The following is a 23,664-nucleotide window of genomic DNA, read 5'->3' on the forward strand; positions in this document are numbered from 1 at the left end:
GGGGCGGTCAGGGGCGCGGGACGTCGGCCGGTCCGGTCAGCGTGACGCGGAAGACCGGGTGGTCGGGGGCGATGCGGCGCAGCTCCTCGTCCGACGAGTCGGGCCCGACGCCCCGGAAGAACGCGCCGACCTCCCACTTCCAGCGTCTGAGGTAGGCGCGCAGCAGCTCGGGCTTGTCGGCGTCGGCGACCTCGTCGGCCGTGAAGGCGTCCGCCTTTCCGCCGAGGATCAGCCGACCGCCGCCCGCGGCCCGCATGTTGTGCGTCCACTGCACATGGCCGCGCGGGGCGACGAGGTACTGGGCGCCGCCGAACGTCAGCAGGTTGACGGGGGTGGTGCGCCAGGCACCCGATGTGCGCCCGCGCACGGCCAGGACGCGCGAGCCCCACAGGCTGATCCCGCGCCGGGTGAGAAAGGCCACGGCGCGGTTGAGGACGTGGGTGGTGAGACGGCCGGGCTTCTTGGTGTACGGGCGCTCGCCCATGGCATGGCTCCTCGGTCGCGCTGTTTGCGAGAGCGGTGCTCTCTCTTCTGCCGGGAAGCCTGCCGGAAGCGGTGGCCAAAAGCAAGAGCACCGCTCTCCTTTTTGAACGTTGCTCCACCCGCTGGCTAGACTGCGCCCCATGACGGCGATCCAGGGGGCCAGGGAGCGGGCCAGGCGCGAGGTGACCGCGGCGATCATGGACGAGGCGCGACGCAGACTCGCCGTGGACGGGGCGGCCAAGCTGTCGCTGCGCGCCGTGGCGCGCGAGCTCGGCATGGTGTCGTCGGCGCTCTACCGCTACTTCCCCAGCCGCGACGACCTGTTGACCGCGCTCATCGTGGAGGCGTACGACGCGCTGGGCGAGGCGGCCGAGGGGGCGCTCGACGCGGCGCCGCGCTCGGCGCCCGCCGAGCGCTGGGTCGCGGTGTGCGTGGGCGTGCGCGCCTGGGCGCTGGCGCATCCGCACGAGTTCGCGCTGATCCATGGCACGCCCGTGCCCGGGTACGCGGCACCGCCCGACACCAACGCCCCCGGTGGGCGCGTTCCGTTCGCGCTGGCCCGGGTCGCGAGGGAGGCGGCGGAGGACGGGCTGCTGGGCCCCGTGCCCGGCGGGCCGCTGCCCGACGCGCTGGCGGATGAGGCGCGAGCCCTGGTCGAGGAGCATGCGCCGGGGGTGTCCGCGCCCGTGATGGCGGCGGTCGTGGCGAGCTGGGCGCAGCTGGTCGGCCTGGTGGGCTTCGAGGTGTTCGGCCAGTTCACGGGGGTGATCGAGCGTTCGCGCGCCGAGCTGTTCGCGCACCAGGCGCGGAGGCTGGCGGAGGGTGCGGGGCTGCCGCCGAACTCAACGCCCGCCCCCGCCGTATCCTGGGCTACCGCACCCCATCCGAAGTCTTCACCGCGCTACTGACCAGCTCAATCGCTTCCACCGACTGATACCACCCTCCGCTGCGTCTGAGCTTGACTCTGTCGGGGATCTTGAGGATCCCCGGCGGGCGCGTGATCAACGGGCATGCTCGACCCTGTTCAAGGACCGATGCAGTTGTCGAGGTGCCCGTTATGGTGCAGAACTACTACCGCGAAGGGGCCGGGCGCCTTCGCTGGCGCACCGCCGAGGACGGCGGGCTGCCGCCCTCGGCCGTCGCGGTCGTCTCGCCCTGCGACCCGACCGCCCGCTACGCACGTCGCGGACACGTCACCCGCTGGAAAGGGTTCGTCGCACATCTCACCGAGACCTGTGCCCCTGACGGCGTCAACGTGATCACGGATGTGGCCACCACCGACGCCACCGGCTATGACGCGAAGGCGCTGCCCGGCATCCACACCCGGCTCAAGCGCCACGGGCTGCTGCCCGCCGAGCACCTGGTCGACGGCGGCTACACCTCCCTGGTCCGTCTGGAACAGGCAGCCCGCGAACACCAGGTCACGGTCACCGGCCCACTGCCGGTCAACACCACCCGCAGAACCGCAGGAACAACGGCTTCGGCCGCGACGACTTCCGCATCGACTTCGACCGCGGTCAGGTCACCTGCCCGCAGGGCGAGACCAGCGCGGGATGGCACGGCCCCTATCCGACCTCCTCACCCACCGCGGCACCTCTGATCGTGGCACGGTTCACCAAGAGCCAGTGCCGTCCCTGCCCGGTCCGCACCCGCTGCACGACCACCGCCGACAGCGCCCGAGGCGTGGGCTTTCCCCCGCGAGAACTCCGTGACCTGCAACTCCAAGTCCGCGCCGAGCAGCAGACACCCGAAAGGCAGGCCCGCTATGCGGTCCGCTCCGGAGTGGAAGGCACCATCAACGAGCTCGCTCACGGACACGGCATGCGCCGCTGCCGCTACCGAGGACAGCACAAGGCCCACTGACAGCATGTGTTCACAGCCATCGCCGCGAACATCGAGCGCCTCAGCCGACGGCCGGAGAAGCACCTTCGTCCCGACCGCCGACCGCCTTCCAGAGCTACCTGGACCAGCACGGAATCGCCCGGCCGAGGTCGTGAGTGATCATTTCTGTTCTCGACGCAGAACGATCACCACGGAACCACGGGCTTGGACAACGATAGCGACGCGACGGTGCTGCTGGACCTGGACGGCCTGGCCGTCGTGCGGGTGAAGGGCCGGGCCCTCACCCGGCCACGGGGCCTGCCCCGCGGGGAACGAGGGCTTCATCTGGTGTGGCACAAACGGCGCTGGTACTGTGCCCGGTCGGGGCGGCGCTCGTGATCGCGCGTCGGCTCGGGCGATGCGGTGGACTCCGCACAGCTCCAGCAGAGTGGCGCACGAGAGGGGGACTCGGCGCGATGGCCGAAGTCTGGATGTGGCGATCATTCTCCTGGCTGGCATGGGGAATTCTCGTCTCCTGGGCCGTGCTGTTCCTCCTTCCTATCCTCATGGTGATCCCAGCGGATTCGCCCGCGTCCGGGACGCGCATGTTGTTCCTTCCCGTCGTAAGTGGAGTGTTCTTCCTGGCACGCTGGCAGGTCGGCGGTCGCATCCGTGTCCACCTGTATCGCAATGGTCTCCCCGCCACCGCGGAGATCAATCAAACGAAATACCGTGGGTCGTGGGGTGAAGGCAGCGAGGACGCCCCCCGGCGGGACTGGTACGACACCTGGCTGCACGTGACACCGGGGGTCGGCGTTCAACCCTTCGATGCGTTCGTCCGCCAGGGCTTGCGGCCGGGGACGGGGACTCATCTCGCCGAGGGGCTCCTCGTTCAGGTCGTGTACGACCCGGAAACGGGCCTGACGGCCCTTGCGGAGCGCGGGATTCCGGGAGATTTCTCCCTCCGGAAGACCCTCAGCAAGCTGGGTAGGAGGAAGTGTCGTCACTGATGCTTTTACGGATGTCAAGCAGTGGTTGTGGGGTGGCTCATGGCCGTTGCTGTGGCGTTCGTGGTGGTCAGGACGTGGTAGATCTCGCGGGCGATGAGCCGCTTGAGGCAGCGGATGATCTCCTTCTTCGACAGGCCCTCTTTGGTGCGTCGTTCCATGTAGTCCTTGGTGCGCTGATCCCAGCGCAGGCGGCAGAGCACGATCCGGTAGAGGGCCGCGTTCGCGGCTCGGTCGCCGCCGCGGTTGAGGCGGTGGCGGTGGGTGCGGCCTGACGAGGCGGGCAGTGGGGCGGCCCCGCAGAGCATCGCGAACGCGACCTCGGAACGGAGCCGGCCGGGGTTGTCGCCGGCGGTGACAAGCAGCTGGCCGGCGACGTTCGGGCCGACGCCGTTCAGCTCGGTCAGGGCCGGGTTGATCTCCTTGGTGAGCGGGGCTGTCAGCTCGTCCAGCTCGTCGATCTCCTCGCCCAGGTCGCGGTGGCGGCGGGCGAGGGACCGCAGAGCGATCTTCGTCGCGGTGACCGGGTCACCGGCCTACCCGAGGCTCGGGCGGAAGCCCGCGCAGACGGCAAGGAGGTCCTTGTCCTTCAGGTGCCGCAGCATGGTGCGGACGCCTTCCGGGGCGGTGACGATCAGGTTCTTTGATCTGCCGCATCACGTCCGAGCGCTGCTGGATGGCGCTGCGGCGGGCCACGCGCAGGGCCCGCAGGGCCTCGACCCGGCCGTCAAGGAACTTCGGTGTACCGGTGCGGCGTTCGGCCAGCGCGGCCCGGGCCGCCGCCTCCGCGTCGACCGGGTCGGACTTGCCCTGCCAGCGGCGGGTCTTGCGGTCCTGGCGGTCGATCTCAACCACCGCGGCGTCGTTTTCGCGCAGGTAGCGGGCGAGCCCGGCGCCGTAGGCACCGGTCCCCTCGACCCCGACCATCAGCAGGACTCCGAAGGAACGGAGCCAGGTCAGCAGCTGACGGTAGCCGAGCGCGGTGGCGGGGAACTGGGCCGAGCCCAGGACGCGGCCCGCGGAGTCGACCGCCGCCGCGATATGGGTGTCCTTGTGCGTGTCGACGCGGCCGGTGACCTCGACCTGGTGCTGTGCCATCGTGGACTGTGCCGTCCTCTCCATTCGACCGGGCGGGAGGCACCCACCGGCCGGGAGGGCGGACAAGACAGTGATGGGGCCTCTGGCCAGGCTCTTATGAAGTCACGCCCCCGGTCCAGCGGATACACACGAGCGTCCCCCGGCCAGGGCCGACAGATCCCGTCGAGGACCCTGAGTCAGTCAGGCGGTGGGTCAGACCCCGCCGGGGAACGCTCATGAACATCCTCACTGTCAGGCGGCGGCGCAGGCCGTTCCGTTGAGGGTGACCTGGGGAGTGGCGTACTGCGTGCCGCTGTTGGTCTGGAAGCCGAAGCTCAGCGACTGTCCGGCGCCAACGTTCGCGTTGTGCGACAGGTTACGCGCCGTGACATTGGTGCCGCTCTGGGCGACGTCCGCGTTCCACGAGCTGGTGACCGAGCCGGATGGCAGGGCGAAGCCGACCGTCCAGCCGTTCACCGCCGCTGCGACGGTGACGCTGACGTTGACCACGGAGCCGTTGTTCCAGCGGCTGGCCACCTGGTAGGTGGCACGGCAGTCGCCAGGCTCGGGATCCGGGCCGGGGCCGGGCTCGCCGCCGCCTGGTGTGCCGCCGAGGGCGGTGAGGACGCCGTTGTAGGCGGGCTTGGGGTTGAGGTTGTCGTCCCACAGGCACGCCGCGCCCTCGCCGGGGAACACGTCGGGGATCCAGGAGTCGGCGTCGCTGATGCCCCACACCGTGACGCCCGAGCAGCCGTCCACGGCCAGGCAGTAGCCCACGACCTGCCCAAACTGCGTTGCCTGGCGGGCCAGTCGGGTCGCGTCGGACGGGGTGTCCATGCGGATGTCGAGCTCGGTGATCACGACTTCGAGGCCCAGGTCGGCGAAGCGCTGCATGTTCTGCTGCATCGTGCCGGGGATCTGGTCCAGGATGAGGTGGGACTGGATGCCGACGCAGTCGATCGGCACGCCCTGGCTCAGCAGGCTCTGCACCAGGGCGTACATGCCGTCGCTCTTGGCGTTGTCGCCCTCGATGTTGTAGTCGTTGATGCAGAGCTTGGCACTCGGGTCGGCGGCGTCCGCGGCTTGGAAGGCGTTGGCGATGTACTGCTGGCCGATCGTCGTCTGGAAGACCGACTGGCGGAAGGTGCCGTCCTCGTTGAACGCCTCGTTCACCACGTCCCAGTAGGCGATGTCGCCCGCCCAGCGGCCCGCGACGTTGGTGATGTGGTCGACCATGATCTGGTTGAGCTCGGTGGCGTTGAAGCCGCCGTTGGACACCCAGCTGGGCAGCTGGCTGTGCCACACGAGGGTGTGGCCCCAGACCTGCTGGCCGTTCTGTTGCGCGAAGTCGACCAGACGGTCGCCGCCCGCGTAGGTGAACTGGCCGCGGGAGGGCTGGACCGACTCCCACTTCATGACGTTCTCCGCGGTGACGCTGCTGAACTCGTCACGCGCGATGCCGCTGTAACGGGAGTCGCCGAGGCGGCCGTCGTTGACGGCGGTCCCCACGAATATCCCCTGCTCATCGGCCGCCTCGCGCAGCGTGGCGGCCTGGGTGGTGGACGGATCCTGGGCTTGTGCGCTGGCGTGCATCGCGCCGGAGAGCAAGGCCCCGGCCGCGAAGACGACCGCGGCTTTGCGCACCAGGGATAGCATGAGTACCCCTTTCACTGTCATGCCCCCGCAGGCTGACGATCACCGTTGTATGGGGCGCTCTTGGACGCGTCAACCCTTCCGGAATAATGTTGAAAAACTTCCGGACAGCGGAGCCCAGCAGAAGAGGTGCTCATGACAGGGGAACGCAAGGTGACGATCACCGCCATCGCCAGGGAGGCGGGGGTCTCCGTGCCCACCGTGTCCCGGGTGGTCAACGGGCGCTCGGACGTGGCACCCCAGACGCGGGCCAAGGTCGAGGAGCTGCTGCGGCAGTACGGCTACCGACGGCGCACGCACGCCCCTGGCGACCGGGCGGCGCTGCTCGACCTCGTCTTCAACGACCTCGACAGCCCGTGGGCCGTGGAGATCATCCGCGGCGTCGAGGAGGTCGCCCACGCCTCGGGCGTCGGCACGGTCGTCTCGGCCATCCACGACAGGGCGGGGGCGGCGCGGCAGTGGATGACCAACCTGCGGGCGCGCGCCTCCGACGGCGTGATCCTGGTGACCTCAGCGCTCGAGCCGGTGCTCCACAAGGAGCTGCACCGGCTCGGGGTGCCGATCGTCGTGGTGGACCCGGCTGGCACGCTCGCGCTCGACGCGCCGACCGTGGGGGCGACCAACTGGGCGGGCGGCCTCGCGGCCACCGAGCACCTGCTCCAACTCGGCCACCGCAGGATCGGGTTCATCGCGGGCCCGCCGCGGCTGCTGTGCAGCAGGGCCAGGCTCGACGGCTACCGCGCGGCGCTCGAGTCGGCCGGGGTGGCCATCGACGAGTCGCTCATGGTGCCAGGCGACTTCTACCACGAGACCGGGTTCACCGGGTGCGGGCGGCTGATGGAGCTCGACGACCCGCCCACGGCCGTCTTCGCCTCGAGCGACCAGATGGCGATGGGCGCGATCGAGGCGCTGCGGCAGCGCGGACTCCGCGTTCCGCAGGATGTCTCGATCGTCGGCTTCGACGACCTTCCGGAAATGCGGTGGTCGGCTCCGCCGCTGACGACCGTCCGCCAGCCGCTGGCCGAGATGGGCAAGGTGGCGGCGCGCACGGTGCTGCGCCAGGCGCGCGGCGAGGAGCTTGACTCGCCCAGGCTCGAGCTGGCGACCGAGCTGGTGGTGAGGGCGTCGAGCGCCGCGCCGCCCCAGCGCCGCCAGGTCCTGTCGTGAAAGTAGCGCCGTCCGCCCGAAGGGCGTGCCCTGTGGCGTCTGGTGCGTGCGATCGCAAGGCGCCGGATCGCCCTCGTGCTCGGGGGCACCTCCCGGACGAAGTCCGGGGGAGCACGTGGGTGATTCGGCAACGCAGCGAGTGCGCGGGCCAGGCGTCGCGGGGCAGGAGGGACTTTCACAACAGGGGCCAAGGGCCCCGGGACGAGGGGCCCGACGCGACGGCCCGCCCGGCTCGCCGCCCGCGCCCGCGCCCGGCCCGCGCCCGACTCGGCGCCTTAATCGACTTGTTGTCGCACGCACCGTTGACGCGAAGGGCACCACCCCCGTAACTTCCCCGGCACCTGCCCGATAATTTTCGGCGAGTTTCCGGAAGGTGTGCGATGCGAAGCTCTGACCCGTGGCGACCCCGGCGGCCCAGAACCCTGGCGGCGGCGGCCGTTCTCGCGCTGGCCGCCCCCACCCTCGCTGCGTGCGGCAGCGACGGACCCGGTGGCGGCGGTGACGCTCTCGAGGTGTGGGTCTACCAGGACGGCTCGTCCACGATCCAGCAGGAGTTCGTGGACCGCTTCAACGAGACGTCCGACATCGACATCGAGCTCACCCAGATACCGGGCGAGAGCTACCAGGACCGCATGCGCACGGCGATGGGCACGCCCAACGCGCCGGACATCTTCTTCAACTGGGGCGGCGGCTCCATCAGCGACTTCGTGGCCGAGGACATGCTGGTGGACCTCACGCCGTACTTCGATGACGACCCCGAGTTCCGCGACGCGTTCATCCCGACGATCCTCGACGCGGGCGCGGTGGAAGGGCGCTACTACGGCGTCCCGATGCGCGGCGTGCAGCCCGTCATCCTCTTCTACAACCAGACCCTCTTCGACGAGGCGGGCCTCGAAGCCCCCGCGACCTGGGACGACTTCCTCACCGCTGTGGACGCCTTCCAGCGGGACGACATCACCCCCGTCGTGCTCGGCGGCGCGGACATCTGGCCCAACATGATGTGGCTCGAGTACCTGCTCGACCGCCAGGGCGGCTCCGAGGTCTTCGACCGCATCCGCAACGGCGACGCGAGCGCATGGGGCGACCCGGCGATGCTGTACGCCGCCGAGACCGTCGTCGAGCTGGTCGACTCGGGCGCGTTCGGCAACGACTTCCGCTCCGTGGCCACCACCAACGACGGCGCCCCGACGTTCTTCGCGTCGGGCGAGGCCGCGATGCACCTGATGGGCAGCTGGGAGTACTCCAACCAGCTCACCAACCAGCCGGAGTTCGCCGAGAACGACCTCGCCTGGACCACCTTCCCGACGCTGCCAGAGGGCGTGGGCGACCCCTCGGCCGTGGTCGGCAACCCGACCAACTACTGGTCGGTCAACTCCCAGGTGGAGGGCGAACGCCTCGACGCCGCCATGGAGTTCCTCAAGCTGCACGGCGACGAGGACTACGCCCAGGCGCTCATCGACAACGGCGACATCCCCACCACCTCCAACGCCGTGGACCTGATCGGCAGCAGCCCCAACCCCGAATTCGCCCAGTTCCAGTACGACATGGTGGAGAACGCCGCCAGCTTCACCCTCTCCTGGGACCAGGCACTGCCCGCCTCCCAGTCCGCCCCGATGATCGACGCCATCGACCAGCTGTTCAGCGGACAGCTGAGCCCCCAGGAATTCGTCGATTCCATGCAGGAGTTGTAGGGCGCCCCGTGAAGCAGCAGACGTCCAAAGCTCCGCGCGCCGGTCGCCCAGGCATCGCCTGGGCGATCCCGGGCGTGCTCTTCTTCGCGTTCTTCGCCGCCGCGCCGATGGGCATCGTCGCCTACCTGTCCTTCACGGACTGGGACGGACTGAGCGACCCCTCCTGGACGGGCCTGGACAACTGGACCAGGCTCTGGGAGGACGACAGCATGCGCAACGCCGTCTGGCTGAGCCTGCTGCTGACGGCGCTGACCTGGCTCACCCAGACCCCGATCACGCTGCTGCTCGGCGTGTGGGCGGCGGGGCGCCAGCGCAACAGGGCCGTGCTTTCGGCCATCTTCTTCCTGCCGCTGCTCGCCTCGTCCGTCGCGCTCGCCCTGCTGTGGCGCACCATCTTCGACCCCAACTTCGGCCTCGCCGCCGACATCGCCGACTGGTTCGACCTGGAGAGCGCCGACCTGCTCGGCAGCTCGCAGGGCGCCTTCGCGGCGATCCTCTTCGTCACGGGCTGGCAATTCATCCCGTTCCACATGCTCATCTACCAAGGCGGCGCCCGGCAGATCCCGCGCTCGTTCTACGACGCCGCGTCGATCGACGGAGCGGGCACCATCAGGCAGTTCTTCCACATCACGCTGCCACAGTTGCGCAACACCATCGTCACCTCAACGGTGTTGATGGTCGTCGGCGCCCTCACCTACTTCGACACCGTCCTGATCCTCACCCGCGGCGGCCCCGGGGACGCCACCGAGATCGTGCCGTACCTGATGTACGACACCGGCTTCGCGGCGTTCGACCTCGGCTATGCGAGCGCGATCGCCTGCGCCCTGGTCGTCGTGGCCACCACGGCGTCCCTGCTGCTGGTGCGGCTGACCGGGTTCACCAGGATGCGCAGCACCCGGGAGGGGATGTGACCAGCACCGTCGACAAGCGCCCCGCGCGCCTGAGGGACGAACGCCCGCCGCACGAACGCCCCCGCGCGCGGCGGCCGTTCCGCCTGCCGCGCGCCAACTACCCCGGCGCCCTCGCGGCGTTGATCTGGCTGGGCATCGTGGTGGTGCCGCTGTATGTGCTGATCGTCTCCACGATCCAGACGCGCCAGTCATACCTGGAGAACGGCCCGCTCTCCCTCCCCGACGACATCACGTTCGACGCCTACCGGACCGTGCTCGAGGGCGACTTCCCGCGCTATCTGCTCAACACCCTGGTCGTCACCCTCGCGTGCGCCGCCATCGCGGTGACGCTCGCCGTGACCGTCGCCTACAGCGTCGTGCGCACCCGGTCGCGCCTGTCGGGGCGGGTGTTCCAGCTCTTCCTGCTCGGCCTGGCGATCCCCTCCCAGGCCGTGATCATCCCCGTCTATCTCATCATCACCGAACTCCAGCTCTACGACACGCTGTTGGCGATCATCCTGCCCACCGCGGCGTTCTCCCTGCCGGTGGGCGTGCTCATCCTGGTCGGCACCATGCGCGACATCGACGAGGAGCTGTACGAGTCCATGGCTCTCGACGGCGCGAGCCAGGTCCGCATGCTCCTCCAGCTCGTGGTGCCCGTCTCCAGGGCGGGCATCTCCACCGTCGCGGTCTTCTCCGCCCTCAACGCGTGGAACGGCTTCCTCTTCCCCCTGATCCTCACCCAGTCACCGGAGACCCGGGTACTCACCCTCGGCCTGTACGACTTCGTCGGCGAGTTCCGCACCGACATCCCTTCGCTGCTCGCGGCCGTGGTCCTGTCGATCGTGCCGATCTTCACCGCCTATCTCTTCGCCCGCAGGCAGCTGATCAACGGCCTGATGGGCGTCGGCGGTCGCTGACCAGCGCCGTCCGCATCCGACAAGGAGCCCTATGCACCACCGCCCCTGGCAGGACACCTCGCTCCCGGCCGAGACCCGCGCCGCCGAGCTGCTGTCCGCCATGACCCTCGAGGAGAAGCTCGCCCAGCTCGTCGGCCTCTGGCCGGGCTCGGACGCCGGGCACGACGACGACGCCGACGTGGCGCCCATGCAGAGCCAGGTCAACTCCGGGTCCCCCGACCTGTCGGCCCTGCTGCCGCACGGACTCGGCCAGCTGACCCGCCCGTTCGGCACGGCCCCCGTGGATCCGTCCGAGAAGGCGCGGGCGCTCGCCGACGACCAGCGGAAGATCGCCGCCGCCAACCGCTTCGCCCTCCCCGCGCTGGTCCACGAGGAGTGCCTGACCGGGTTCGCCGCCTGGCGGGCCGCGATCTTCCCCACCCCGCTGGCCTGGGGCGCCTCCTTCCACCCCGAGCTGATCGAGGAGGCAGCCCGGCTGATCGGCGCCTCGATGCGCGCCGTCGGCGTCCACCAGGGCCTGGCCCCCGTCCTCGACGTCACGCGCGACCCGCGCTGGGGACGCACCGAGGAGACCATCGGCGAGGACCCCTACCTGGTGGCCACCGTCGGCACCGCCTATGTGAGGGGCCTGGAGTCCGCCGGGATCGTCTCCACCCTCAAGCACTTCGCCGGACACGCCAGCTCGCGCGGCGCCCGCAACCACGCCCCGGTCTCGATGGGCCCGCGCGAGCTGGCCGATGTCGTGCTGCCGCCGTTCGAGATGGCGCTGCGCGAGGGCGGGGCGCGCTCCGTCATGTCCGCCTACCACGACATCGACGGCGTGCCGACCAGCGGCGACCCCCGGCTGCTCACCCAACTCCTGCGGGAGGACTGGGGGTTCACGGGAACGGTCGTCTCCGACTACTTCTCCGTCTCCTTCCTCGAGCTGACCCACCGCGTCGCGGGCTCCCCCGCCGAGGCCGCGGTGCTCGCGCTCGCCGCGGGCGTCGACGTCGAGCTGCCCGCGCAGCGCTGCTACGGCACCCCGCTGCTCAAGGCGGTCCAATCCGGGGAGGTCGCCGAGGAGTTGGTGGACCGCGCGGTGCTGCGCGTGCTGCGCCAGAAGGCGGAGCTCGGCCTGCTCGACCCGGACTGGTCGCCCGTGCCGCCCGCGCTCGCGGACGGCGGCACCGTCGACCTCGACCCGCCCGCGATGCGGGAGGTGGCCCGGCGCATCGCCGAGGAGTCCGTGGTGCTGCTGGCCAACGACCAGGGCGCGCTGCCGCTCGCGCCGCGCGGGCGCATCGCGGTGGCCGGGCCGCTCGCCGACGACATCGCGCCCCTGATGGGCTGCTACACCTTCCCCCGGCACGTCGGGATCCGCCACCCCGAGCTGCCCGTGGGCCTCCCCATCAGGACGCCGGTCGAGGCGCTGCGCGCCGAGCTGCCCGACGCGGACATCGACGTCGTGACGCGGCCCGCGGACGCGGTGGGCGCGGATGTGTGCGTCATGGTCGCCGCGGACCGCTCGGGGCTCTTCGGGCGCGGCACCTCGGGCGAGGGCTGCGATGCCACCGACCTCGAACTCCCCGACGACCAGGGGACGTTGCTCGACGAGCTGCTGGCCACCGGCGTTCCTGTGGTCCTGGTGCTGCTCACCGGCCGACCCTATGCGCTTGGCCGGTGGGCCGATCGCCTCGCCGCCTGCGTGCAGGCGTTCTTCCCCGGCGAGGAGGGCGGCAGCGCGGTCGCGGGGGTCCTCTCCGGACGGGTCAACCCGTCGGGGCGGCTGCCGGTCGGGGTGCCACGGCACACCGGCGCGCAGCCGTGGACGTATCTCGCGCCGCCGCTCGGCCAGCGCGGCGACGCCAGCAGCATCGACCCCGGCGCGCTCTACCCGTTCGGACACGGCCTGTCCTACACGGAGTTCACCTGGAGCGACGCCGGGGCCGACGCCGACGCGCTGGACACCGACGGGGCGACGACCGCGCGCGTCACCGTCACCAACACCGGCGAGCGGGCCGGGACCGAGGTCGTCCAGCTCTATCTGCACGACCCGGTCGCCAGGACCGCGCGCCCGGTCAACCGGCTCATCGGCTACGCCCGCGTCGACCTGGCGCCCGGCTCCTGTGCCGAGGTCGCGTTCGCGTTCCACGCCGAACTCGCGGGCTACAGCCTCGGAAACGGCCACCACGTGGTCGAACCCGGCGCGCTCGAACTGCGGTTCGGCGCGTCGAGCGGCGACCTGCGGCACTCGGTCCCGCTCACCCTGACGGGACCCGAGCGCCATGTGGGCCACGACCGCCGCCTGCGCTGCCCCGCCACCGTGCGGGCCACCGCGCGGACGACCGCGCGCACAAACGGAGCGTAAGCGCCTCGCCACCCACCGCGGCCGCGGCCTACCCTGGGGAAATGGGCTGGACCGTACGCGACATCCCCGACCTCAAGGGCCGCACCGCGGTGGTGACGGGCGCGGGCAGCGGACTCGGCTATGTCACCGCCCGCGAGCTCGCCCGGCGCGGCGCCCGTACCGTCCTGGCCTGCCGCAGCCAGCGGAGCGGCCAGGACGCGCTCGAACGCCTCTTCGGCGAAGTCCCCGAGGCCCGGGCCGAGACACAGCTCCTCGACCTCGCCGACCTGGCCTCCGTACGGGCGTTCGCGCTGGAGTGGGGCGAGCGGCGGCTCGACCTGCTCATCAACAACGCAGGGCTGATGGCCGTTCCCTATGCCGAGACGGCCGACGGCTTCGAAATGCACTTCGGCGTCAACCACTTGGGGCACTTCGCCCTGACCGGGCTGCTGCTCGACCGCCTGGTCGCCTCGCCGGGCTCCCGCGTGGTCACCGTCTCCAGCCTGCTCCACCTCATCGCCAACATCGATCTGCGCGACCTCAACTCCCAGCGCCGCTACCGGCGTTGGGTGGCCTATGGCCGATCGAGGACGGCCAACCTCCTCTTCACCCACGAGCTGGCCCGCCGCCTGCGCGGCCGCGACGTGGTGGCCGCGGCCGTCCACCCTGGCTGGGCCGTCCACCCTGGCTGGACCGACACCGGGCTGCCCGCGCGGGGCCCGCGCAGGCGGCCCGCGCGGCTCGCCCACCGCCTGGCGGCCGCGCCACCCGAGGCGGGCGCGACACCGTCGCTGTACGCGGCGACGGCACCGGCGATCGCCCCCGACTCGTTCACGGGCCCGAGCGTGCTGGGCGCGCGCACCCCCAGGGGCGGCCCCGGCGGCCCCTGGCGCGCCCCCTGGACCCGCAACCCCAGGACGGCGGCCTCCCTGTGGCGGGCGTCCGAGGAGCTGACGGGGGTGCGGTGGGAGGGGTGAGCCCCGCCCGACGGCGTAGCATCGCCCTGGACGCGGCTCGTTCCGCGGCGCGTTGCGCGGGGTCGTTCTGTGGGCTCGTTCTGTGGGGTCGTTCTGTGGGGTCGTTCTGTGGGGTCGTTCTGTGGGGGGATGATGGGATCGTTCGACGAGGAGTGGGCCAGGTTACAGGCCGAGGCCCGTGATCAGCCGCTGCCGCTGCCAGGCGGCGGCACGGGCGGGGACCGGCTGACGGTGCGTTCGGACGCGCAGCGCGCGGCGGCCGACTTCCTCCAGACGGAGCTGCTGCCCGACGCGCGCCGCGAAGGCGACCGGCCCGTGGGCGAGTTGGAGTCCGCGTCGGCACGCATGAGCGGGTGGGCGTCGGCCACGGGCCTGCGGACCGTCGCCGACACCTGGGCGGGCAAGGTGGAGCTGCTGACCGCCCAGCTGGGCGCCGAGGCGGAGGCGCTGCGCGGCACGTCCAACGACTTCGCGGGCGGCGAGCTGGAGATCGCGCACCAGCTCACGCGGCTCGGCCTCGTCGACGGGACCGAGTGAGCCATGCCGGGCTACGGCGAGATCATCGAGCAGGACTTCGAGGTCCTGGAGACCGCGGCGAGCGAGCTGGAGGCCGCGTCCGAGGGGTTCGCCGAGGTCGCGCGGCGCTACCGCAGCGAGGTCGCCTCCCTGCCGGGGCACGAGGACCTGTGGGTCGGGGAGAGCGCCGAGGCGGCCAGCTTCCGGTTCTCGGTGCCCGAGGAGGAGCTGGACGCGGCGAAGGCCGAGGCCCTGGCGATCGCGCGGGTGCTCCGCGACGGCAAGGCCGAGCTGGTGCGGCTGCGCGGCGCGTTGGAGTCCGTGGCCGCCGACATCAGGGCCGAGGGCTTCGGGGTCAGCGGCGACGGTCGGGTCCTGCTCGACCCCGACTGGGCCAACGACACGGAGTCCACCCGCCTGGAACGCGAACGCAGCGCCTGGCAGGGCGAGTTGAGCCGGGCCGTGGAGGCCGTGTGCCAGGCCGACGAGAGCCTGCACCTGGCGTTGACCCGGCTCACGACGGAGCGCGACGGCCGACGCGCGGGCATCTTCAACGGCGCGGCCGACGACACGACCGACGAGGTACTGGCGGGCCGGGCACGGGAGTTGGCCGACCGGCTCGCGGCGGGCGACGCCCTCTCGGAGGCGGAGCGGGACGAGCTGAACCGTCTGCTCGAACTGGAGGCGCACGACCCGGAGTTCGCCCGTGAGCTGCTGGACGGGCTCGGCGGGGACGGCTTCGTCGACCTCGCGGCCCACACCTGGCAGGACTCGGGGCCGCTCCAGGACCACCTGCGGACGCTGCTGGCGACGGGCACCACGTTGCCGGGCCCGGCCACGCCGCAACAGGACGCGTTCTACCGGGAGTTCATGACCGAGCTGGACGAGGCCGGTCGGGCGGGTCACCTGGTGGAGGACCTGTCCGACCACGAGGTGCGCGGGTACCAGCTGCTGCTGAGCGTGATGGACGGCGGCGAGGCGGCCTGGTCGGCCCGGCTGCTGCACGACCTCGGCGACAACATCCGCGCCGCGGAGGACCCGTCCCTCGGCGGCGACCCCGGCATCTGGGCCCATGGCACGGACGACATCGGCGTGGACGGCCTCGACGCGTCGGACCTGGAGTGGCTGCGGACCGACCCGATGGACACGGTCCTCGGCATCATGGCCGACCAGCCGGGCATCGCCACCGCCTACCTCGACCCGGCTGGCGACAACGGCCGCCTCGCCTACCTCATCGACGACCGCGAGTGGTCCCAGCTCAGCATGCGGATCAGCCCGACCGGCGCCGTGGACATCCCGTCCACGCTCGACGGCTTCGGCGCGGCACTCCAGGCCGCGACGACGGGCGTCCCCGCCGACGAACGCCCGACCCAGCTCCACCTGACGCACGGCGGCCGCCGGATCATGGAGATGGCGTTCGAGAAGTTCGCGGAGAACGACGCGTCACTGATCGCCGACGAAGGCCCGTTCGCCCCCCTGCGCCCCGAGCTGGCACGGATGACGGGGGCGTACATGGGGGATTTTCAGCAGCAGTTGAGCGGGCTTGAGATCAATCCCCCGAACGAGGGGCACGTCGCTCTCGGATCGCCGGAGGAGATCCGGGCATTCCTGGTGCAACTGAGCGGCGATCAGGAGGCCCATGGCATCGTCACCGGCGCCCAGCAGGCATACACGACGCTTGCGGTGGATTACGCGATGGGCCTGGAACTCCCCCCGAACATCAGCAGGGAGGAAGTCGTGTACCAGGCCGTGGCCCCCGGGGCGCAGGTGGCGGGAATCCTCAGCGAGGCCCGTGCGAACGCCGCCTTCGAGGAGGTGATCGAGAGCGACCAGGCACACAACGACCGAGTGACGATGGTCCAGGACTGGACCGGGGTGATCCTGGACGAGGCCGTGGGACGGGCCGCCGAGCGCTATCCGGTCGCGGGCCCGGTCATCGAATGGGGCGTGGGCGAGCTGTCCGACTCCATCTTCTCCACCCTCGAACGCGACAACAGCGAACAGGCCGCTGGGGACGCCGAGAGCGGCTACATGGCGGACTACCGCTCGGCCCTCGCCTCAGCGGGCAACTCCGTGACCGTGGCGGCCGAGGCGCGGTACGGCCCCGACAGTGACGGGGCGCGGATTCTGCGCAACACGGCGGAGATCGCCACGTTGGAGAACTTCACGGAGCGCATTGAGTGGGAACTTCCGGAAACACAGCAGTAACGAGGAGAGGCATGCGCAGATTGTGCCTGGCGGGCGCCACCCTGGCGGTGTCCGTGACGGCGGTGGGGTGCGGAGGTTCGGAAGAGCGTGACTATGCGCTGCCCGGCGATTTCTGCGGTGTCGACATGCCCGAGGAATTGTACGCGCCTCTCTTTCCGGGGGGTTCCGAGCTGAGCGTCAGCCGGTCGTTCGACGAGTTCGGCAATCTGGCGGTCCGCTTCTGCCGCATGTCGGTGGACGACGAGATCATCCTGACCGCGGAATCCACCGGCACCGGCTCATTCGGCGACACCGAATCGTGGGACCTGGGCCCACTCGACCCGGATGACACGGAGACCGTGCCGGGAGAGTTCGGAGCGCGCGTCTCGCCGGGCGTGGCCATGGCCCTGGCACCCTGTACCGTCCCGGGTCCTGGGGGCGAGCCCACCATCGAGACACTGAAGCTCGTCCTGGAGACCGAACACCCCGGCGACGACGAGGAGTCGAAGGACGTGCTCGCCGGTCTCGTCCAGCCGTTGATGGCCGGGGCCATGGAAATGACGCCGTGCCAGGAGCACGGCGAGGACTGACGCGTTCCCTTGGGATCCACCGTCAGGAAATCCGTGATGAGGAATGGCATGCGCGCGCTCGGCGTCCTGGGCTCGGCACTCCTGGTGTCCGCCTGCGCGGGAGCGGAGGAGCGGGAATACACACTTCCCGACACCTTCTGCGGCGTCGACATGGACCAGGAGCTCTACGCGCCGCTTTTCCCCAACGGCTCCGAGTTGGACGCCGAGCAGGTGTTCAAGGACTTCACAACCGACCCGCTGCGCCAGTGCAGGCTGTCCGTCGACGGCGAGGTCTTCGTGGCGGCGGACGCGTCCGGTACCGTCTCGTTCGACCGGTGGGAGCTGGGTGATCTCAGCCTGGACGACGCCGAGACCGTGCCGGGCGACCACGAAGCGCTCGTCTGGCCCGGCGTGGCCAAGGCCATCGCGCCCTGCACCGTGCCAGGCCCAAGCGGCGAACCCTCCATCACAGAGCTGCGCGTCATCGTGGAAGCCGAACACCCAGGTGACGACCAGGAGTCCGTGGAAGCACTCTCCCAAATCATCCACCCCTTCCTCGCAGGCGCACTGGAAATGACGCCGTGCCAGGAGCACGGCGAGGGCTGAGGCGTTGCGCCCTCCCCGTCCACGCCGTTGCCACTCCCGCCGCGGGCACAGCGTTCACCTCAGCAGTTCGAGGCCCAGCGGGGTCAGGGTGTGCAGCACCTCGCTGCCGCGGCGCGTGGAGTGGATCAGGCCCGCGTCGCGGAGGACGCGGGCGTGCTGGCTGGCCGACGCGGGGGACACCGCCGCGCTGCGGGCCAGCTCGCCCGTGGTCGTGCCATTGCCGATGCAGCGCAGGACGCGGGCGCGGGTCGTGCCGAGGAGGCGGGGAAGTGCCGTCGGGCTGCCGGGAGTTGGCGGCGTGTGCTCGATGGGGTACACGAGCACCGGGGTCTGGCCGTCGTCCGCGTAGGTGACGGGGCGGCGGGAGCAGAAGAACGAAGGGACGAGCAACAGGCCCCGGCCGCCCGGGTGGAGGTCGCGCGCCACGGGGTAGGGCGCCTCGAGGACGGGGGCGTTCCAGCGCAGGACCGGGCGCATGCCCTCGAGCAGGCCCTGTGCGCCGCCCGCCATCAGGTCGCGGGCGCGGACCGCGCGGTCCGCGGCCACATCGGCGTGCACGCGGGCCCACACCGACGCGTCGGCCTGAAGCGCCGTGCGGTGGTAACGCGCCAGGTCCGTGGCCAGCTGCTCGACGGCCTCGCGGTCGCCGCCCGCGAGAGCGCGCAGCCAGCCGTGGAACGGCGTCGCCGGGTCGAGGCGGGATATCTCGGCGGCCAGGCGGCGGCGCGGCGTGGCGCGCAGGGCGTCCAGGCCGCTGTCCCAACTCTCCGCTGCCTGCGGGGGGTTGAGGAAGTCCGGAAAGTAACCCGTCGGCGGTATCAGGGCGCGCAACGTGCCGGGCAGGGCGCCGAGCCGCCGCCGCGCGCCCTCGCGCCAGCCGCCGTAGACGTGCGTCCCTCGCCGGTCGCGGAAGCGGTGCGTGCTGAGCACCGTCTCCCACAGCGGATCGGGACGGTCCGCGACGCGGATGCGGGCCAGGTCCTCGCCGGTGAGATGGATCCGCAGCACCGAGCGCCCTCCTTGTGCAACAAGCCTTGCATCACCCCGCCCGCTTGACCACGGAGTTTCAGCCTACGCCGAAATGATTCGCCCGATGGCCCGGTTGTCCGCGAAGGTGGGGCCGTCCGGCACCGCCCGGTACGGGGGGAACAGCGTCGGCTCCGCTTCGCCGCCGCTGTTTACCAGACACGCCGGGGGTAGCTGAGGGACCCTTTCTTGAGGCCACGGCGCGTCCTCCGGGCGCGTGCCGGACACCACTGTGGCCCCGGCATGTCCCAATGGTGTAACCGTCCCTCGGAGTTGGCATGGTCCCGTGCCATACTCGGCGCCGAAAACACCGGGGAACGAGTGGCGGGGGAGTCGAGTTGGCCGCCGAGGGCGGGGGCGTCGGCGCGGGCGGTATACGCCTGGTCACGCCCTATTTGGACACCAGCGCCGAGGAGTTGTCGTTCGCCATCGGGCTGCCCGCGCGCCCGGCCCTGGCCGTCACCCGGCTGGAACTCCGCGGCGTTTCCGTGGAGTTGCGGCTGCTCGGCGCGTCGCACCAGGTGTTCGCGGGGCCCGTCGCCGAGACGCTCGCGTGTCTGCCGGGCGAGCCGGGCGGGGGGCCGCCCCGTGCGGTGGAGCGGGACATCGCGGGGTGGCGTTACCGGTTCGGCTCGCGCGTCCACCGCCACGCGCCCGAGGCGTTCGCGGCCGAGGCCGAGCGGCTGCGCCGCACGACGGCCGAGCGCCCCGGCGCGCTGTGCGGCGTCTTCCCCGGCTCGCCCGACGCCATCACCGCCCTCGCCGCGCGGCGGGAGGCGGACGTCATCATCTGGCAGACCTGGCACGCGTACCCGGGGACCGGCCAGATCGTGGAAACCCGGACTCGGCTGGAGGGCCCGTGAAGCGAACTCCCGTGAAGCGCACCAGGATCGTCGCGGCGGCGGCCGTGGCGGGCACGCTGCTGCTGAGCGGCTGCGGCGGTGGCGACGACGATGACGACGACGCGCCGCGCGCCTGGATAGCCAGCACATACGACCGGGTGCGGACCGACCTCTACGAGGACCCCGCTGACGCCCCGACGCGCGTCGCGGGGGAGATCGCCGAGGAGCGGGGCCCCGAGGACCGCATCACGAGCGAGGACATGGTCTTCCTCTGGTACGACGACGACATCGTGGCGGTGGCCCCGCGCACCGTGGGCGGCAGCGAGATCGAGGTCGGCGACTACGACCGCATGCGCTCGCGTTACAGCACCCACCTCAGCCGGTGGCCCGTCTCGCAGAGCAGCAGCGGCGGCGACTTCAGGGGCGGCGGCCCCGGCTCGGGCAAGTAGCGGCCCGCGCACGCAGAGGGAACGCAAGGGACCGAACGAGGAAGCGACGAGAGAGTACGGAGTGGGAACAACATGGTGGAAGAGATAGTCGAGTCCGCCGGGCAGGCCGTGCTCTACGGCCTGGTCGGCTTCGCCGTCATGGCGGTGGCGTTCGTCGCGCTCGACCTGGTGACGCCGGGGCACCTGTTCAAGGTGGTCTGGTCCGAGCGCAACAAGGGCGCGGCCGTGGTGCTCGGCTCGGAGATGGCGGGCGTGGGCTGGATCGTCGCCGAGGCGATCAGGGCGAGCGAGTCCGAGGCGGGCCTGGACTACGGCCTGCTCTCCACCGGGCTCTACGGCCTGGCGGGCGTCGTGGTGATGACCCTGGTCTTCCTCGTGGTCGGCGCTATCACGCCCGGCCCGATGGGCGCGCGCGTGCTCGAGGACCAGGACGGGCGCCCGCACCCGGCCGCGTGGGTGCAGGGCGCGGTGTACCTCGGCACGGCGCTCATGGTCGGCGCGGCGCTTTCGTGAGTCCGCGCCCCAGGGTGGCGCGGTTCCTCCTGCTGCTGACCGTGTTCCTGTGCGCCGCCTGCGGGTTGGCGTACGAGCTCGCGCTGGTCGCGCTGGGCGGCTACCTCATCGGGAACACGGTCTTCCAGACCTCGCTCGTGCTGTCCGTGATGGTCTTCGCCATGGGCATCGGCTCGCTCGCGGCCAAGCCGCTGCAACGGCGCGCGGTCGGCGCGTTCGCCGTGGTCGAGGGGATCCTCGCGCTGGTCGGCGGCCTCTCCGTGCTGCTGCTCTATGTGATGTTCGCGTGGCTGAACATCTACACCCCGGCGATGATCGTCGTGGCGTCCGTCGTGGGGCTGCTGATCGGCGCGGAGATCCCGCTGCTGATGACGATGCTCCAGCGCATCAGGCGGCAGGAGGCGGGCGGCGCGGTCGCGGACATGTTCGCGGTCGACTACCTGGGCGCGCTGGTCGGCGGGCTGTCCTTCCCGCTCCTGCTGCTGCCGACGTTCGGGCAGCTCAAGGGGGCGCTCGTGGTCGGCGCTGTCAACGCGGTCGTGGGCGTCGCGGCCGTCGTGTGGATCTTCAGGCGGCAGCTGCGCGCGGTGGTGCGCGGCGGGCTGCTCGCCGGGATGGCGACCGTGCTCACGGTCCTCGGCGTGGTGTACGCGTACGCGGAGGACATCGAGGTCACCGCGCGGCAGCGGCTGTACCGCGACCCGATCGTGCACGCGGAGCGCACGCTGTACCAGGAGATCGTGATCACGCGCTCGCTCGGCTTCACGCAGGCCGAGGACCTGCGGCTCTTCCTCAACGGCGACCTCCAGTTCTCATCGCTCGACGAGTATCGCTACCACGAGGCGCTGACACACCCGGCGCTCGCGGGTGACCGTTCCGACGTGCTGATCCTGGGCGGCGGCGACGGGCTGGCGCTGCGGGAGGTGCTGCGTTACGACGACGTGGAACGCGTCACGCTCGTCGAGCTCGACGGGGCGATGACGGGTCTTGCCGAGGAGTACGGCCCGCTGCGCGAGCTGAACGGCGACGCGCTGGCCGACCCGAGGGTCACGGTGGTCAACGAGGACGCGTTCACGTGGCTGCGCGAGGCGCCCGGCGGCTTCGACGCGGCGCTGGTCGACTTCCCCGACCCGGAGGACATGGCGACGGCGAAGCTGTACTCGGTGGAGTTCTACGCGATGCTCTCCGGGGTGCTCGCGCCCGAGGGGCGCGTGGTGGTGCAGGCGGGCTCGCCGTTCTTCGCGCCGCGCACCTACTGGTCGATCGACGCGACGCTGCGCGAGGCGGGCCTTGGCACGACGCCGTACCAGGTGGACGTGCCGAGCTTCGGGAACTGGGGCTTCGTGCTCGCCACCGCCGAGGCGCGCGGCGGGCGGGGCGGGGGGTTCAGCTCGGGGGCCGCGACATCGGGGCCGCCGCTGGCGCTGGCGCCCGACGCGCCGGAGCTGCGTTTCCTCGACGACGCGGTGCTGCGCGCGGCCACGGTCTTCCCGGTGGACCGCCGCGAGCGGGACGTCAGACCGAGCACGCTGATGGACCCCGCGGTGCTCGAATACGCCCAGAGCGAGTGGCAGTTCGATTAGCGGTGCCCTGCCCGGGCGGGCCATGCGCCCTTCCTGCCGGTCGGCCCGGCGCCCCGGCGGGCGCGTCACGGGCGGGCCGCGGGCGCGTCACGGGAGAAACACGTTCGACATCTCCTCGCAACACGCCCAGTCCTACGCCCTGGCCGGGCTCGTCGCCGTACGGGCGGCCAGGCGGCGGTCCGCGCTGTCGGGGGCGTAGAGCGACTCCACCACCATCGCCGCCGCCCCGCTCAGGCCCGCCCTGTCGCCAAGGCGCGAGGTGACCACCTGGAGATACGCCGTGGTCCTTGGCATCGCCCGCTGGTAGAGCGTCTCGCGCACCCCGGTCAGGAACGGCGGCCCCGCCAGGTCGCCCGCGATCATCAGCACGCCCGGGTTGATCAGCGTGACCACGGTGGCCAGCACCCCGCCCACCAGGCGCCCGGCCTCGCGCGCGAGCCGCACCGCGTCCGGGTGGCCGACGGCCAGCTGGTCGCGCACCCCCGAGCCCGACGCGGTCGGCGTGCCCGCCGCGGTCAGCTGCTCGGCGAGCGCCCGCCCGCTGGCCACCGCCGCCAGGCAGCCATACGAGCCGCAGCGGCACAGCGCGTGCCCGTATTGGCTCAGCCTGATGTGACCGATATCACCAGCGGCGCCGTCGATGCCCTGATAGATCTCGCCGCCGACCACGACCCCCGCCCCTATGCCGGTGGACACCTTGATCAGCAGAAACGCCGAACAATCGGCGAAATTCTGGCGTTGTTCGGCGAAAGCCATCAAGTTCGCGTCATTTTCGAGCAGGACGGGTATGTGTGAGGCGCCGTCGAAGCGCAGCTCGGCGGCCAGCGCCTCCCGCAGCCGCCGCGCCACGGGGTAGCGGTCCCAGCCCGGCATCATCGGCGGCTGCACGACCTCGCCCGAGACCGGGTGCACGGGCCCTGGCACCGAGAGGCCGATCCCGCACACCGCGTCCACGCGCACCCCTGCCTTGTCGAGCAGCAGCGCGAACCAGTGGGCCAGCCGCCCCAGCACCTCGTCGGGGCCCTGATTGATCATCAGCGCGCCCGCGTGCTCGGCCAGCACCGTGCCGCCCAGGTCGAGCACGGCCGCGCGGGCGTGGCGCGTTTCGAGGTCGGCGCACAGGACGACCGCGTGGCCCGTGTCGAACGTCAGGCGCAGCGAGGGGCGCCCTCCGGTCGGCGCGTCCACCGGGTCGCCCGCCGCCTCACGGATCCAGCCCGCGCGGAAGAGCTGGTCCAGGCGGTGGGAGACGGTCGAGCGGGAGAGCCCCGTGACGCGTTGCAGCTCTCCCCTGGTGCACGCCTGACCCGCGCGGATCAGACGCAGCAGGTGTCCCGCGCTCGCCTGGTTCATGGACT

Annotated in this window: 23 protein-coding genes and 1 pseudogene; 19 read left to right on the forward strand and 5 right to left on the reverse strand. The window is 71.4% G+C overall.

What is annotated here, in order from left to right; all coding sequences use genetic code 11:
* Window positions 1-7: 7 nt before the first annotated feature.
* Entirely contained in the window at window positions 8-484 is a 477-nt protein-coding gene (locus DEH69_RS08715; protein ID WP_113686334.1) for a nitroreductase/quinone reductase family protein, read from the reverse strand.
* A 139-nt stretch (window positions 485-623) separates the two neighbouring features.
* On the opposite strand from DEH69_RS08715, the gene DEH69_RS08720 reads away from it, so the two are divergent.
* The 5 genes from DEH69_RS08720 (at window position 624) to DEH69_RS08730 (ending at window position 3,314) form a co-directional block, all read left to right on the forward strand.
* Window positions 624-1,391, forward strand: a complete 768-nt coding sequence (locus DEH69_RS08720; protein WP_113686335.1) for a TetR/AcrR family transcriptional regulator — start codon at window positions 624-626, stop codon at window positions 1,389-1,391.
* Between the two features lie 149 nt (window positions 1,392-1,540).
* Window positions 1,541-2,083: a hypothetical protein gene (locus tag DEH69_RS32495; protein WP_258534540.1), complete on the forward strand. Its 543-nt coding sequence runs from the start codon at window positions 1,541-1,543 to the stop codon at window positions 2,081-2,083.
* Window positions 1,984-2,346 (forward strand): transposase, encoded by a 363-nt coding sequence (locus tag DEH69_RS32500; protein ID WP_258534548.1) that lies wholly within the window; start codon window positions 1,984-1,986, stop codon window positions 2,344-2,346. The genes DEH69_RS32495 and DEH69_RS32500 overlap by 100 nt, the downstream gene beginning before the upstream one ends.
* Window positions 2,347-2,529: 183 nt before the next feature.
* A complete protein-coding gene (locus tag DEH69_RS31370; protein WP_181727333.1) occupies window positions 2,530-2,703 on the forward strand; it encodes a hypothetical protein in 174 nt (57 codons plus the stop codon).
* Window positions 2,704-2,780: 77 nt separating this feature from the next.
* The gene (locus tag DEH69_RS08730; protein ID WP_113686336.1) at window positions 2,781-3,314 is read left to right on the forward strand and encodes a hypothetical protein; all 534 of its coding nucleotides are present in this window, start codon (window positions 2,781-2,783) and stop codon (window positions 3,312-3,314) included.
* A gap of 14 nt (window positions 3,315-3,328) precedes the next feature.
* Here DEH69_RS08730 and DEH69_RS08735 read toward each other — a convergent pair.
* A pseudogene (locus DEH69_RS08735) lies at window positions 3,329-4,409 on the reverse strand (IS110 family transposase).
* A 231-nt stretch (window positions 4,410-4,640) separates the two neighbouring features.
* Entirely contained in the window at window positions 4,641-6,044 is a 1,404-nt protein-coding gene (locus DEH69_RS08740) for an endo-1,4-beta-xylanase (protein ID WP_113686337.1), read from the reverse strand.
* A 132-nt stretch (window positions 6,045-6,176) separates the two neighbouring features.
* Between DEH69_RS08740 and DEH69_RS08745 the strand changes: the two genes are divergently transcribed.
* From DEH69_RS08745 to DEH69_RS08790, 10 genes are all read left to right on the forward strand, one after another.
* The gene (locus DEH69_RS08745) at window positions 6,177-7,208 is read left to right on the forward strand and encodes a LacI family DNA-binding transcriptional regulator (RefSeq protein ID WP_113686396.1); all 1,032 of its coding nucleotides are present in this window, start codon (window positions 6,177-6,179) and stop codon (window positions 7,206-7,208) included.
* 380 nt (window positions 7,209-7,588) lie between these two features.
* On the forward strand, window positions 7,589-8,899 hold the full coding sequence (locus DEH69_RS08750) for an extracellular solute-binding protein (protein ID WP_113686338.1): 1,311 nt from the start codon (window positions 7,589-7,591) through the stop codon (window positions 8,897-8,899).
* 8 nt (window positions 8,900-8,907) lie between these two features.
* A complete protein-coding gene (locus DEH69_RS08755; RefSeq protein ID WP_113686339.1) occupies window positions 8,908-9,810 on the forward strand; it encodes a carbohydrate ABC transporter permease in 903 nt (300 codons plus the stop codon).
* An 83-nt stretch (window positions 9,811-9,893) separates the two neighbouring features.
* Window positions 9,894-10,709, forward strand: coding sequence for a carbohydrate ABC transporter permease (locus tag DEH69_RS08760; protein WP_258534550.1), 816 nt, complete (start codon window positions 9,894-9,896; stop codon window positions 10,707-10,709).
* A gap of 31 nt (window positions 10,710-10,740) precedes the next feature.
* The gene (locus DEH69_RS08765; RefSeq protein ID WP_113686340.1) at window positions 10,741-13,059 is read left to right on the forward strand and encodes a glycoside hydrolase family 3 N-terminal domain-containing protein; all 2,319 of its coding nucleotides are present in this window, start codon (window positions 10,741-10,743) and stop codon (window positions 13,057-13,059) included.
* A 41-nt stretch (window positions 13,060-13,100) separates the two neighbouring features.
* Window positions 13,101-14,015: an oxidoreductase gene (locus tag DEH69_RS08770; protein ID WP_113686341.1), complete on the forward strand. Its 915-nt coding sequence runs from the start codon at window positions 13,101-13,103 to the stop codon at window positions 14,013-14,015.
* A gap of 129 nt (window positions 14,016-14,144) precedes the next feature.
* The gene (locus tag DEH69_RS08775; protein WP_147255483.1) at window positions 14,145-14,552 is read left to right on the forward strand and encodes a hypothetical protein; all 408 of its coding nucleotides are present in this window, start codon (window positions 14,145-14,147) and stop codon (window positions 14,550-14,552) included.
* Between the two features lie 3 nt (window positions 14,553-14,555).
* Complete coding sequence (locus DEH69_RS08780) at window positions 14,556-16,739, forward strand: hypothetical protein (RefSeq protein WP_113686343.1); 2,184 nt, start codon at window positions 14,556-14,558, stop codon at window positions 16,737-16,739.
* A gap of 11 nt (window positions 16,740-16,750) precedes the next feature.
* Complete coding sequence (locus tag DEH69_RS08785) at window positions 16,751-17,308, forward strand: hypothetical protein (protein ID WP_113686344.1); 558 nt, start codon at window positions 16,751-16,753, stop codon at window positions 17,306-17,308.
* A gap of 36 nt (window positions 17,309-17,344) precedes the next feature.
* On the forward strand, window positions 17,345-17,893 hold the full coding sequence (locus DEH69_RS08790) for a hypothetical protein (RefSeq protein ID WP_147255485.1): 549 nt from the start codon (window positions 17,345-17,347) through the stop codon (window positions 17,891-17,893).
* A gap of 54 nt (window positions 17,894-17,947) precedes the next feature.
* Here DEH69_RS08790 and DEH69_RS08795 read toward each other — a convergent pair whose 3' ends face one another.
* A complete protein-coding gene (locus DEH69_RS08795; RefSeq protein ID WP_113686346.1) occupies window positions 17,948-18,901 on the reverse strand; it encodes a helix-turn-helix domain-containing protein in 954 nt (317 codons plus the stop codon).
* Between the two features lie 356 nt (window positions 18,902-19,257).
* On the opposite strand from DEH69_RS08795, the gene DEH69_RS08800 reads away from it, so the two are divergent.
* The 4 genes from DEH69_RS08800 to DEH69_RS08815 all read left to right on the forward strand — a co-directional run bounded on the left by DEH69_RS08800 (window position 19,258) and on the right by DEH69_RS08815 (window position 22,306).
* Window positions 19,258-19,782 (forward strand): DUF2617 family protein, encoded by a 525-nt coding sequence (locus DEH69_RS08800; RefSeq protein ID WP_258534541.1) that lies wholly within the window; start codon window positions 19,258-19,260, stop codon window positions 19,780-19,782.
* Window positions 19,779-20,210, forward strand: a complete 432-nt coding sequence (locus DEH69_RS08805) for a DUF4247 domain-containing protein (RefSeq protein WP_113686348.1) — start codon at window positions 19,779-19,781, stop codon at window positions 20,208-20,210. The genes DEH69_RS08800 and DEH69_RS08805 overlap by 4 nt, the downstream gene beginning before the upstream one ends.
* A gap of 72 nt (window positions 20,211-20,282) precedes the next feature.
* On the forward strand, window positions 20,283-20,723 hold the full coding sequence (locus DEH69_RS08810) for a DUF350 domain-containing protein (protein ID WP_230423469.1): 441 nt from the start codon (window positions 20,283-20,285) through the stop codon (window positions 20,721-20,723).
* On the forward strand, window positions 20,720-22,306 hold the full coding sequence (locus DEH69_RS08815; protein WP_113686349.1) for a polyamine aminopropyltransferase: 1,587 nt from the start codon (window positions 20,720-20,722) through the stop codon (window positions 22,304-22,306). Before DEH69_RS08810 ends, DEH69_RS08815 begins: the two co-directional genes overlap by 4 nt.
* 132 nt (window positions 22,307-22,438) lie before the next feature.
* Here the strand turns inward: DEH69_RS08815 and DEH69_RS08820 are convergent, their stop codons facing one another.
* Window positions 22,439-23,659, reverse strand: coding sequence for an ROK family transcriptional regulator (locus DEH69_RS08820; RefSeq protein WP_113686350.1), 1,221 nt, complete (start codon window positions 23,657-23,659; stop codon window positions 22,439-22,441).
* Between the last annotated feature and the right edge of the window lie 5 nt (window positions 23,660-23,664).

It is taken from the genome of Streptomyces sp. PT12 (assembly GCF_003311645.1).
Lineage (GTDB): Bacteria > Actinomycetota > Actinomycetes > Streptomycetales > Streptomycetaceae > Streptomyces.